General features: G+C 55.0%; 14 protein-coding genes. 11 read left to right on the top strand and 3 right to left on the bottom strand.

Annotation, left to right across the window (positions count from 1 at the left end):
• On the bottom strand, window positions 1-175 hold a 175-nt coding region (locus O8B93_RS27460), incomplete at its 3' end, for a transposase (protein WP_269712060.1).
• Between the two features lie 22 nt (window positions 176-197).
• Here O8B93_RS27460 and O8B93_RS27465 point away from each other — a divergent pair.
• Window positions 198-803 carry a hypothetical protein gene (locus O8B93_RS27465; protein ID WP_269713047.1) on the top strand — a complete coding sequence of 202 codons (606 nt, stop codon included), beginning with the start codon at window positions 198-200 and terminating at the stop codon, window positions 801-803.
• 113 nt (window positions 804-916) lie between these two features.
• Here the strand turns inward: O8B93_RS27465 and O8B93_RS27470 are convergent, their stop codons facing one another.
• Window positions 917-1,864: a hypothetical protein gene (locus tag O8B93_RS27470; protein WP_269713048.1), complete on the bottom strand. Its 948-nt coding sequence runs from the start codon at window positions 1,862-1,864 to the stop codon at window positions 917-919.
• Window positions 1,865-2,567: 703 nt separating this feature from the next.
• Here O8B93_RS27470 and O8B93_RS27475 point away from each other — a divergent pair.
• The 6 genes from O8B93_RS27475 (at window position 2,568) to O8B93_RS27500 (ending at window position 6,261) form a co-directional block, all read left to right on the top strand.
• The gene (locus tag O8B93_RS27475; protein WP_269713049.1) at window positions 2,568-3,440 is read left to right on the top strand and encodes a hypothetical protein; all 873 of its coding nucleotides are present in this window, start codon (window positions 2,568-2,570) and stop codon (window positions 3,438-3,440) included.
• Between the two features lie 252 nt (window positions 3,441-3,692).
• A complete protein-coding gene (locus O8B93_RS27480; RefSeq protein ID WP_269713050.1) occupies window positions 3,693-4,187 on the top strand; it encodes a hypothetical protein in 495 nt (164 codons plus the stop codon).
• On the top strand, window positions 4,184-4,474 hold the full coding sequence (locus O8B93_RS27485; protein WP_269713051.1) for a hypothetical protein: 291 nt from the start codon (window positions 4,184-4,186) through the stop codon (window positions 4,472-4,474). The genes O8B93_RS27480 and O8B93_RS27485 overlap by 4 nt, the downstream gene beginning before the upstream one ends.
• Window positions 4,474-5,604 (top strand): phage major capsid protein, encoded by a 1,131-nt coding sequence (locus tag O8B93_RS27490; protein ID WP_269713052.1) that lies wholly within the window; start codon window positions 4,474-4,476, stop codon window positions 5,602-5,604. Before O8B93_RS27485 ends, O8B93_RS27490 begins: the two co-directional genes overlap by 1 nt.
• Window positions 5,605-5,703: 99 nt before the next feature.
• Window positions 5,704-5,937: a cold-shock protein gene (locus tag O8B93_RS27495; RefSeq protein WP_269713053.1), complete on the top strand. Its 234-nt coding sequence runs from the start codon at window positions 5,704-5,706 to the stop codon at window positions 5,935-5,937.
• The gene (locus tag O8B93_RS27500; RefSeq protein ID WP_309568523.1) at window positions 5,938-6,261 is read left to right on the top strand and encodes an HNH endonuclease; all 324 of its coding nucleotides are present in this window, start codon (window positions 5,938-5,940) and stop codon (window positions 6,259-6,261) included.
• Between the two features lie 220 nt (window positions 6,262-6,481).
• On the opposite strand, the gene O8B93_RS27505 is transcribed toward O8B93_RS27500, so the two are convergent.
• Window positions 6,482-6,619, bottom strand: coding sequence for a hypothetical protein (locus tag O8B93_RS27505; RefSeq protein WP_269713054.1), 138 nt, complete (start codon window positions 6,617-6,619; stop codon window positions 6,482-6,484).
• Window positions 6,620-6,884: 265 nt separating this feature from the next.
• Between O8B93_RS27505 and O8B93_RS27510 the strand changes: the two genes are divergently transcribed.
• The 4 genes from O8B93_RS27510 to tnpA form a co-directional block, all read left to right on the top strand.
• Window positions 6,885-9,419: a tape measure protein gene (locus O8B93_RS27510; RefSeq protein WP_269713055.1), complete on the top strand. Its 2,535-nt coding sequence runs from the start codon at window positions 6,885-6,887 to the stop codon at window positions 9,417-9,419.
• A gap of 17 nt (window positions 9,420-9,436) precedes the next feature.
• Window positions 9,437-9,898 carry a GNAT family N-acetyltransferase gene (locus O8B93_RS27515; protein WP_269713056.1) on the top strand — a complete coding sequence of 154 codons (462 nt, stop codon included), beginning with the start codon at window positions 9,437-9,439 and terminating at the stop codon, window positions 9,896-9,898.
• Between the two features lie 120 nt (window positions 9,899-10,018).
• Window positions 10,019-10,666: a hypothetical protein gene (locus tag O8B93_RS27520; RefSeq protein WP_269713057.1), complete on the top strand. Its 648-nt coding sequence runs from the start codon at window positions 10,019-10,021 to the stop codon at window positions 10,664-10,666.
• Between the two features lie 1,091 nt (window positions 10,667-11,757).
• Window positions 11,758-12,147 (top strand): IS66-like element accessory protein TnpA (tnpA, locus tag O8B93_RS27525; protein WP_269713058.1); only part of this gene is annotated, 390 nt, incomplete at its 3' end.

Consider the following 12,147-nt stretch of genomic DNA (forward strand, 5'->3'; position numbering starts at 1 on the left):
GCCTGCGCCACCGATAAAGCAAATTGGGCGCGACGCCATGACGGCGAGCGGTCGAAGATACCGTCTCGCCGGGTTCGAAACTCTGCTCAATGATTGTCAGCTTTTGCTCGGTTGTCCACCGCCTACGGCGAACATCACCCGTCAGCAATTCAACGTGTCGATACTCGTTAGACATAAGCCTGTCCTCAAGCCTGTGCTTGAGCCTTTCTGCTTATGCCGACTGTCCGGTCGAAATGGGGGGCAGTTCAAAGGAAGACCTGCCTATCATTCACGGGGACGCAAAGGGAGCCGCAATTGCTAAAGCCAAAGCCAACGCACCGATAAAGGCCAGCAATGATAACCATCCCGATGTCGGTATACCGATATCGGAAAAACCAGATTTCACGGTACACCCCGACCAGTCGGCGGGCGGCACGATTGAAAAGGTAGAATATTGGACCGATCCGGATGACGCTGCAAAGTCGCTGACAATCTATTACCGCACCCATCGCGATGAGCTGGTTGAGCAGTTCTTTGTTTACGAAAGCGACGACGTGCGAGAGCAGGAGGGCGGCCAAGAGGAATTGCGTGCGCTTTTGGATGCAGTCGGTCTGGACAGCGTCGAACATGCCGATGAGCTTGTTGGACGAAAGGTGGATCTTATGATCAATAACGGGAAATTCGTATCCTGCTCCAGGCCGTGGGTTCCCGCACCAAACCGGACACGCATTCCAATGCGGTTCGCTGATGTTGTTAAAAACACTCCGTTTGGTGGTTGGTCAAAAATGATTGGTACTGCGCCGACGGATGATGCGACGGCATGACAATTTCTGACGACTGAACACACCCCGCCGATCGGCTTTATCGTCGACCACGGATGTACTAGCGGCGAGAGAATCGAAAGAAGGCTGGTGCAGTGATGCGCCGGCCTTTTTTGTTAGGCTAATGCCGTTGCCACCAACTGAACCCAGTTGCCGTTCAAGGTAGAGTAAGCGCCCCCTACAATACAAAGTGACGATAACACGCCTAAGACCAACGCTGCCCAATAGGAAAAATTGATGCCCCACGTGTGGACATTTTGACCGACCCATTCATCCGAATCCCACAACATTGCCTTGTTTGCCCAAGCCTCATAGTTGTTGCTATTCATCGACCAGTTCAACCAAGTGAACAAGCCCGCAAAGAGCGTAAGCATAAGGCCAGATACAAACCACCACACCGTCCATTGGTAGCGCGCCAAGGCGTCCGGCTTGTCTGCAAGTTCGCTCAGGAAAGTGAATAGGCCGAAGAGCGCGCCGCCGTGGATCAGCAGTAAGCTTGCGAGCAGCCATCTACCGTATTGACCGGCTAACTCGAACGTCGCGCGTTGCATTTCCTTGTAGTCTTTGTAGACGATCTCAGCGACTTCAGCTCGCCCCTTCATGAATTGCTTCGGTTGAACGGGAGGTGTGTTGGCATTGCCTTCGGTCATGATCGCCCTAATGTTCTGGAACGTGTCTGAGTTAGATGTTGCGCGGTAGAAGTAGGATCGGTTTTCCTCATCGCTCAGCAACATTTCGATAACTCCGATAAGCATCTTCGAAGCTAAGCCTCCAGAGTGGCCACTGAACTGTCCATCTCTCTTCAGTGCGCAGGCCATTTCTAGCTGATTAAATACCTCCGATAATGCCGCTTCCCTGTCTTTCTCTTCCTTGCCATCGAGATCGTTTATTGCTTTAATTATCGAATTGTACGCAGCTCCGACCGCGTTAGCGGAGCTAGCTAAACCGTCTTTTTTCAGTTGCCTCAAAACAAACCACAGAGCGATCAGTGAGATTGGCAGACCCGCAGACGAAGCGTAGTCGGCTAGATTATCAGGCCAGAAGGAAGTTGCTTCACCCACCAAGGCCTAGCTCTGTTCCGTTTTATTATCGGGTCGCGGTTTTGATACGACCTTATCTCTCAGATGATCGAGAGTCAGATTCTTTTGTTCGTTGATTTGCCTGCTGCCGTGTTCAGATGAGCCTTTCCGGCTATCTTTTCCCACGTTATTTTTTGGATCTTTATCATTCGACATTTTTGCATCCTGCCAGAAGAATCTGTAAGCGTGATGCAACCAAATTCTCATCTATAATTCAACCAAAAGTAACGAATAGTTCCAAAAAATTTGTTCTTGCGGTAACGCCGCACATCGAGGGCGGAGAATCAGGTGATTTCTCCTATCAATGCCCAAGGTGTAGAGCCACGACGGCCACCAAGTAGGACACGGCAATCATCACGTAGGCGAACTGGAGTAGGGTCATTGGTCATCCTCGTTTTTTAAAGGGTGACCATCCAATTACCCCCACGATTGCGCTTTGTCATGGAAACATTCCGCAAAAAAGTTTCCTTGACTTTTGATCTAATTGTGGCCGTCGACTTCAATGGAAGGCTTTTCGGCTGCAACAATTCTCTTGCAATGTCAAGCAAATATTGACAAATTTGTAAAATTGGTCTAAGGTGTAACTCGCTGATTTTCGGCGCCTCCCGCATCACGTTTAGCCCCAAAACAAGAGCCACATAACCGGCCTTTCAAACATCCGCTCGTCTGACATCTGAGAGGACTGCACTTGCCATTTCACACTGACATCTCATGGACGCCAGCCACCTACCGCAAGGCGCTTGCCGCATGGCAGTCAAACAACCCGCAAGACCAGCGCGCAACATCTGCACGCAAGGCGAAAGCTACCGATTCCCCCCGGCTTGGTGATCTGTCAAAAAAACTGAGATCCCTGCTTACTTGGCGTGCAATTACACGTGGTTCAGACTGGACCGCCGCTAACGACAATTCTGATCCTGGCCCCGTCCTCATCGACTGCGACCACACTATCCGGCCGCGTATCTCCGCGATTTCCCGCGCGCTCAGCGGTGTGGATTTCGAAGAGCGTCGCCACGCCAGGCTTGGTGGTGACGGTGCGCCAAACGTCGTACCAGTTGGCGGTGAGATCGATCGCGGCAAGGTGATGAAGCAGAAAGGCCGTAAACCTGAGTGCGTTGTTCGCATGGGTGCTCTTTATTTTTCGAACGGCGGCGTCGAAGAACGTGCTCTTATACGCGATGAGATAGGCAGGATTTCCATAGGTGCGGTGCGAATCCCATTAGGCGGTCTTGTGCGTGTCGGTCGACATAAAGCTTACGAACGTTTCGCTCGACCCAAGGGTGCTGCGAACGACAATCTGCCGCCGCCCAACGTCGGTATAAGCGTCACCGCAAACCGCGGTGCTTATGCTTTTGATGATCCGGTCGCCGACGCAGACTACGCTGCGTTCGTTAGGCGCACGATAAAGCCCGAAACGGCGGATATTCTTGATTTTGCACTTGTGGCTGCGAACCTCAGACAGATCGGAGAGCGGCTAGGCCACACAGGAAAGCACGCCGAGCGCAAAGGAAAACAGGCTCTGATTAAGGCTTGCGAAGTACTGGAAACCATTCTCGCGGCTTAAAGTCCCCTTTTTGCAGCTTGTTCGGTATGTGGTGTAGGCGGTGAAAATCGCCCCAGAGTTTAGCCCGTCGGTCGCAGTCCCGGCGGGCTTCTTTGTGTTTGCGCACCGCGGATGTACCGGGCGCAGATGAAATCCCGCGAGCGGCACTTGCGGTGATCCGGCCAACGCACCCCGCTACGGCGGGTGTGCGAGCTTGGCCTGATTTTTTTAAACACCCAAAACATTCATTTCAAAAAATGAAAGGAGGCGACCGTGCGCAAAGCCGCGGCATGTCTTGCCCTATCTAAAACACTTGGCATTGGCCTCGGTCGCGTCACCTCTCTGGCGCAACGCGCGTCCGACGCTGGAGTGCTGCCGAAGGCGGTGGGCCGAACCTATCCACCCCTCTCTGCTGACCAAATGGCACGGCTGTTTATCGCCGTGCTGGCCGACAACGGTCTCGGCTCAGTAGGCGAAAGCGTCGACAAGTTTGCCCGTATCCATTCACCAGCGGTCTGCATGTCGCTCGTTGAGGCTATTGCAGCCGCGTTCGACGGCGGCCGGACAAACCCTTTTGCCCCGGTCATCAAGAGCATTGTGCTGCGAAATGATCTGGAAAACCCCGGCGTTGATATACTTGCTGACGTCGGCGGCCACGGCGTTCACGCCGTTTTCGGTGCAACGCAGGCAACCGGTGCTGTGAAGCAGGCCCTTGTTGCGGGCCCCGCATTCGAAGCGCTGGCGAAAGAATGGCGGGCTGCGCAATGACGTCTGAAATATCGCAACTTCTCGAACAGATTAGAGAAGAGGCCGCTGAGGCTGACTTTCACAATCGCCTGCAAGCATCCCAGATTGCCGAGCGCGAAAAGACCGCGCGAAAGCATCGGACGCCAGATCAGATCGCAACGCACCGCGATCTCCATCGCCAAGCCAAGCGGCACGTCGTCGAAATCGACGCATGGAATGCCGCCAACACAGACAAACCCGCACGAATGTATCTGCCGCACATGCTGGCCTACCTCGGCGCGTTTTCATATGTCGAAAAGGACACCTGATGACTGACAATATTGCTACCAAAATCGAGCAGCTTGGCTCTGCTTTCAATACCGCCACAACTGACCTGTCTGAGCGAATCTCCGGCCTCGAAAAAAGCTTCGCGCGCATGGGAGACCACGCCAATGACAACCGTGCGCCCACGGAATCCCTTGGCGATATCATCGCGAACAGCGAAGAACTGAAGTCTGTGAACTCCTCCTTCCGCGGGAAGGCGACTATCAAAATTCTTGGCGAGAACGCTGCCATTACCAGCGGGAACACGACCGTTGGCACGGGCCGTTCCCCCGGAACTTCTTTGGTCCCCGGTCATCGCATTCCTGATATCGTCACGCCCTATCAGCGGCAGATGACGGTGCGCGACCTTCTTGGGCAGGCCAGAACAACTTCAAACGCCATCGAGTGGCCCGTCGAGACTGGCTTCACCAATAACGCGGCGCCTGTCGCAGAAGGTGCTGCGAAGCCTTATTCTGATCTGACATTTGACCTGAAATCTGCGCCTGTCGTGACGATCGCTCACCTCTTCAAGGTGTCTCGACAGATCATGGATGACGCACCCGCGCTTGCCGCATACATTGAGCGACGCGGCGTCTACGGCCTTCAGACCGTCGAGGAAAATCAGCTGCTGAATGGCTCTGGTACTGGCCAGAACCTTAAGGGCATCATTCCGCAGGCAACTGCTTTTGCGCCGACGTGGACATCGACGAGTGAAACGCCGATTGATCGAGTCCTTCAGGCCATCAGCCAGGCGGAAGACGCAGAGCTTCCTGTTACCGGCGTTGTGATTAACAAGCGAGACTGGCGCCGTATCCTTGGCACAAAAGATGCCGGCGGCAATTATATCGTCGGTAACCCGCAGAACCCGAATGGCGGTCCGGTGCGCATTGTCCGACCCGGCCTGTGGGATTTGGACCTTGTGCCGTCGAACGTCATCACACCCGGCAAGATGCTCGTGGGCGCTTTTAAGGAAGGCGCGACCGTCTTCGACCGCATGGATGTTGAAGTCCTCATAAGCAGCGAGAACGCTGATGACTTTGAAAAGAACCTCCTGACCGTAAGGATCGAGGAGCGTCTTGCTCTAGCAACCTTCCGACCCGAGGCGTTCATCTACGGCAACCTCTACGCCGCCTAACACCATCCAGACACTAAGTTTCGGTTCCTTACTTAGTGTCGCAGGCCAGTCGTCGAGCCCCGGCGGCTGGCCACCCTTTCCATCTATGAGGATTGAACTATGCCATCAGGCAAGATTATCAAATGGATGACCGATCGCGGTTTCGGTTTCATCCAAGAGGACGGCGAGCGCGGTAACGCCGGCGAATTTGTACACATCACCAGCATGCCCGACCATGAGGCACCACGCATCGGCCAGCGCTTCGACTATGACCGCGTCACCGGCATCGATGGACGATCAAAAGCAGTAAACGTGCGAGAGGTCACGACGTGGGGCGAGGCAGCGTACCTTTAGATGGCAGGTATGTGGCGCAGTAAGAACCGCGCGCAGAGCGCGGCTTGGCAACACCTCTACAAGCGAAAGCGTTGGCTCGACCTCAGAGAACGACAGCTGATGCAAGAACCCTTGTGCCGCTTCTGCCTCGCAACCGAAGAGGTGACTGCCGCCGAGGTCGTCGACCACATCAAAGAACATAAGGGCGATGAGACGTTATTCTTCGACCCCGACAATCTTCAAAGCCTCTGCCGACATCATCACGATAGCGCAAAGCAGGCGATGGAGCGCGGCCGCAAGGTTTTTGCCTGCGGTGTTGACGGATACCCTGTCGAGCTAGGCTAGGGGGTAGATTCGAAGTGACCGTTCGCTCAGTCACGGAGCGGCGCGGGAATGCACTTTTAGTGCAAACACAGTTTTTTGCCTCACGCGTGCGCAATCGCGCGCGCGAGAAATCATTACGTTTTTTCGCCTGATACGGGGCCTGCCGAAACTCCGAAAGTCGATTTTTTCAGGGACCGGCCGGGGTCATTCACGTGCATTTTTCCAATTGAAAATATGACCCCTAGTCTTCGCTCAGGCTTTCCTCATCCTCATCAGGGACCGTTTCAAGATCTTTGCAAAACGCCCTGGCTTGCTCCGCTAAAGCCGCTAACTGAGCCGTAATCTCCGCCAGCGGCACGACCTCATCCCGATCTTCCATTGCATCCCTCCTGCGTTTTCGTCGCTGACGAACGCTGACGGCTGCTCAATTGTTCCAGGGACACCAACATGAGAGACGATTTCGATCGCGCAACAGAGCGGGCCCAAACCTGCGTGGATTCAATTCTCGAAGAAGGCGGACTGCCTGTCATTGCCGCAGACGCAGTTATAACCCAGGCGTTAGCCGTGTGGGCGGCAGATACCGGACGCCATGAAGACGCGCGTGCATTCCTTCGTGCATGGACCGTACTGAGGGACGCTTAGATATGGCGCAAGATTTAGAAAAGCTTGTCGTGCAGCTCTCAGCCGACATTAAAGGGTTCGACAGAGCGATGAGTCGCGCCGTTGGTGTTACGAACAGGCAGGCCAAGGCCGTGGAAGACCGTTTCCGAAAGATGAACTCGAATATCAATTCATCTTTCAGAAACTTGCTCTCAGGTTCTATCGCGGGCATCGGGACAGTTCTTGGCACCAGAGAGATACTGGGGTACGCGGAGGCTTGGACAAAGGCAAAAAACTCACTGGCCGTTGCTGGCGTCACCGGTGAAAAACAGGTCAAGACACTTCAGAAACTCTTCGAGCTTTCCCAAGCCAATGCGGCACCGCTAGAGGCAACGGTCCAGCTTTACGGACGCGCCTCTATGGCAGCTGAAAATCTTGGAGCCAGCCAAGACGAACTTATTCAATTTTCAGATTCTGTTGGTCTGGCCCTAAAGGTATCCGGTCAATCCGCGACCGAAGCCAGCGGCGCATTGTTGCAGCTGTCGCAGGCCCTTCAGGGAAACAAGATCCAAAGCCAAGAGTACAATTCGCTCATCGACGGAATGTATCCCTTACTTCAAGCCGCTGCCGCAGGGTCAGCCAAATGGGGTGGTTCGGTTTCGAAACTCTCAGCTGACGTAAAGGCTAGCAAGGTCACGGCACAGGAATTCTTTCGAGCCATCCTCGCCGGGACAGATACCCTCAGAACGAGGGCCGCCGCCGCCACCCAAACGCTGGGTCAGTCGCTGACAAAGGTGAACAACGCCTTCACTAAATATATCGGCGGGACGGACGAAAGCCTAGGCGCAACCCAACGCCTAGTAATCGGCATGAACGCGCTGGCCGACAATTTCGATGACACCGCAGATGTGGCAATTCAATTAGCCACTGTCCTAGGTACGGCACTTGTTGGTCGAGCAATCGGCGGGATGATCGCTTCGATTCCTACCGCGACAGGCTCGGTTATTGCGTTAGTGTCTGCGATGAGAGCGGGCACACTCACCGCAGGGGGATTTGCCGCGGCACTCGGTCCCCTAGGCCTCATCGCAGGCCTAGCCGCGGGCGCTGCGATCGCATTCGGCAAGTGGGGCAACAGCGTTGATTCCGCAACTCAGGCTCTCGCCGCACAGGCCAGAGAGGGTGGCGCTGTCGAAAGCATGATTGCTGATGCAGCCAAGGCTCAGGATGCCTATAAAAAGGCGATTGCCACTACAGCCAGCGCGCAAACGGCGGCGTCAAATTCTATCGTGGCCGATACGAAAAAAGAGTTCGAGGCCAAAAAGTCTCTTCTGGAACTCGAGCTGAAACGCCAACGCGCCTTGCTCGCGGTACAGCAAGCAAACCTTGAAGAACGGGGTTCCGCCCTCAAGTCCGAAATTGGAAGCAAGGTTTTCACCAGGAATAGCGGCGTTGAACGCGGCTTTTCTGATCCGCGCGTTGGCAACTTTGTTCGTCAGCCTGATGATATTACCGGGCTTGAGAAAACGCAGTCTGTCATCGACAACAGCCCTATCACCGCCGAGATCAAGAAGATCCGTGCCGAGATGTCACTCACTGAGCTCGGCGCGCAGAAACTTGAGGAGGCGCTAAACTCCACATTCGGCACATCTGAGGGCGGTAAGGGCGGCGCTGGTGGCGGAGACGGTGGCAAAGGCAGCGGTAAGAAGCTTGACGATTATGAGCAAATGAAAAAACGCATCGCCGAGGCGACAGCTGCGACAATTGCTGAAACCGAAGCACAGAAACTCCTCAACCCCACCATCGAGGATTATGGTTATGCTCTGGAGAAGGCCCGAGCGGCACATGAGCTTCTGACCGCTGCGAAAGAGGCTGAAAAGAAGATCACGCCCGAGCTCGCCGCCGAGATTGACCGTCTCGCTGAAGCTTATGCGCAGGCGTCGGTTCAATCTGAACAACTGGCTGAAAAGCAGGACGAAGTGCGTCAGGCTGCGGAAAATGCCATGTCCACAGCAAAGGATGTGACGCGCGGTCTCGTTGACGGTTTCTTGGAGGGCGAGAAAGCGGCGGACGTCTTCGCTAACGCCCTAAAGCGTATTGGCAGCGCTCTTCTGGATGACGTTTTCAACAACATGTTCAAAATCCAGAACCTTGGCGGCGGCGGTGGCGGCTTCCTGTCGTCGATTTTTGGAGGGCTGTTCGGTGGCGGTGGTAAAAGCTTCTTCCCTGCCGCTCCGCTGCCGATGTACGCGTCCGGCACAAGCTCTGCTCGGTCTGGTATGGCACTTGTCGGCGAGAAGGGGCCTGAGCTCGTCCGCTTCAAAGGCGGCGAGCAGGTTGTTCCGAACCACCAGCTTGCGGCAGCGATGAGAGCTCCCAGCATTCCGGATATGAAGTCGATCTCGGGCGGCGGCGGTGGTGGCGGCGCGGTCAATGTGAATTTCTCTCCTGTCTATAACGTGCAGGGCAGCGGTCCCGAGATCGCGCAGCTTCGTGCCCAGATGGCGAAGGACAGGGCCGAATTGCCAACGCGGGTTGAAGGTGCAGTTAGAGACGCCCGCAAGAGGAACGTGAAGTTTTGATATCGGGAGAAGTCAGTATGGAAGTACGTTTTGCCGAACAAAAAGACCGCGACCGTGTCATTGCCCTTCTGAGGGAGAGCCACACCGCTGCGGGATATACATTCCCCTTTCAGGCGGCCCGCGCCGCTTTTCTGTTTCAGCAGCATATGGAATCGCCGAGAGCATGTGTGATTGTCATAGGAAGACCTGCGCAGGGCATTCTTCTGGCCGTATCCAATGACCACCCATTCGGTGCGGGTCAAGTCGCTGTCGAAACCATCTGGTTCGTATCGGAGCGAGCGAGAGGGCGCGGTAGTCTGAGGATGCTTGATGCCTATGAGGCTTGGGCAAGGTCGGTTGGAAGCTCGTCGATCGTCATGGCATCGATGTCAATCAATGACGTCTCCGGGATCTACCTGCGCCGCGGCTACGCACCAATTGAGACGCACTTCTTGAAGCGCGTCGAGCCAAGCAACCCAATGAAAGAGATACCAACATGACTTTTATCACGGCCGCAATCACAGCGACTATAGGCGCCGCATCTGCCGGAACTTTCTTTGCCAGCCTTGGCACCTGCCCTCTCGCAACCAACCTCGAAGAATTTGACATGGAGGATTACCATGACCGCCATTAATACCTTTGTGCGCGAGAGCGGCGTATACTTCGTCGTCGACGGTGCGACTTACCTGCCAGCATTTGGCGGCAATCCCGCGAAGACAGGGCGCATGGCCAAGGTGCACCACATACCTTGGCTTGGGGCTGCATTCGCAATCACCGGCCCTGTCATGGCAACATTCTGCCATGGCCCTATGATCGGTGACAGCCCGGCCAAAAACTTTGATGAGTTTGCATCGGGTTTCCCCGACCTTATTAAGCGGGGCGCGGATGATATGCGGAAAGCTGGCCAGGCTCACTTGTTCGGCCCGTGCGAAGTCGTGATTGGCGGATGGTCAGATGAGCGCCAGCGCTATGAGGCATACGCGGTCAGCACTGACAGCAGCATATCAAACGGGAAACCGGCGTTCACCCTGCGGCCGGTGACGAAGTATATTCGTCCCTTCCCGCCGGCTGCTGTCGGCACTGAATTCCAGCCAGAGAACGCGGCTCGAGACGGCATGCGCATCCTGGAAATGCAGCGGCGCGCGAGCGTCGAGTCGCCCGACGGAAAAAGCGTTACCGGTGCGATCGGTGCATTCGCGCAACTGGCTCACCTCACGCGTGACGGCATGACGTCGAAGCTTATTGGTGTGTTTGAGGATGCGGATTAAGGGCGCCCCCTAATCCACAGGTACATCGTCTCGCTGAAAGGCAAGGAGCGTCATTGATTCTGCTGAAACTATCTATCTGGGTCGATCGGAGTGTCGTAAACAACAAAACCTGTCGGAAGCGCTAAATTTTTCGCTATTTTCTGGCCGTTAACAGCATCTCTTCCAGCGAAGAAGCTGCTAAGCTGTATCACGAAAAATGGATTAAGTCAACCGATTGTTGATATTGACGGCGTCGTCAAGTTGCCCATATTCGAGATGTACGCGAGACGCGGTAATTAGCCAAGGCCGTCCTCCCCGCAAGGGTGTAGAGCTTTCTGGGTGTTTGGCGCCCAGGCGTACAAAGACCCCGCTTCGGCGGGGTTTACTTTATCCGGCGAGCCCTTTTAGTGCGCCGTCGGTAATCACTGGCGTGGACAGGGTGGAATGTGCTCACCCAAATCTCATTCTTCAACTGAACGCCCTTGAGGACCAGCCGATACAGCCGATTGTCAATTTGCGAGAAGAACTGAATGCAGTTCGGCTCTCTGTCTGTGTATGCCTCTCCATACTGAAGAATGGTTGGAATGTGGCTGAAGGCAATCTCAGCGGTTCGGTGCTTAAATCTGATCTTCTTCACGTAATCTGGACTAATCCAGATTGAAACCGTGGAAACACCGATCAAAACCGAGAGCTCCGGACTTAGGGCGCAGATGCGCGTCGGCCTATCGAACGCTCCTATTGCAAGAAGGTGCCACTCATCTTCGTTTAAGCTCAATATTATTCCGCCAATGCCAGCCGTGATCATAGATTCGCGTGAGCCGGAATAATAATACAGGAATCAGACCGACGACGTGCAATGGAATCACAATCCACAAAGCTTTGGCAACTACGGCGTGATAGATGCAGTTTGTTCGCCTTAGGTTCTTCCATGAGTAACTTTGGCTTAGATGGCCGACTAACAATCGCTAGCCGTCACGAAACGGACCGCCGGTGATCCAGTACAACGTTTCGCTGAAAGGTAGGCGAATTGGTGTGTAAGCCCACGGTGAAGGCCGTCTTGCGATGACGGCCTTCTGACTGCCAGTCCTAGTGGTAACACTAGGAGTAGTCATATGACGAAGCATCCAATTGAGGTGATCACGTCCGTAGAGCGCCGTCGGCGCTGGTCACGAGAAGACAAAGAGCGCCTGGTCGCTGCCTGCTTTGAGCCAGACGCGGTCATCTCCGAGATTGCCCGCGCGGCTGGTATCCATGTCAGCCAGTTGTTTCGTTGGCGCAAAGAGCTGTGCCGGCTCGACGAGCCGCAGACCGAGACGGGAACCGTGTTGGTGCCGGTGATCGTGTCCGAGGCCATTTCATCAGTCTCTCCCATTCAGCCGGAACCGCCGACCACACCCCATCCTCGTCGGAAGCGCAGCGATGTGACGATCGAGCTCGGCCGGGGCCGTCGGGTCCGCGTTGATAGCGACATCGACACGGAAGCGCTTGGCCGCATTCTCGAT

Origin of the sequence: Martinezella rhizogenes, assembly GCF_027460065.1 — a bacterium.
Lineage (GTDB): Bacteria > Pseudomonadota > Alphaproteobacteria > Rhizobiales > Rhizobiaceae > Agrobacterium > Agrobacterium rhizogenes_C.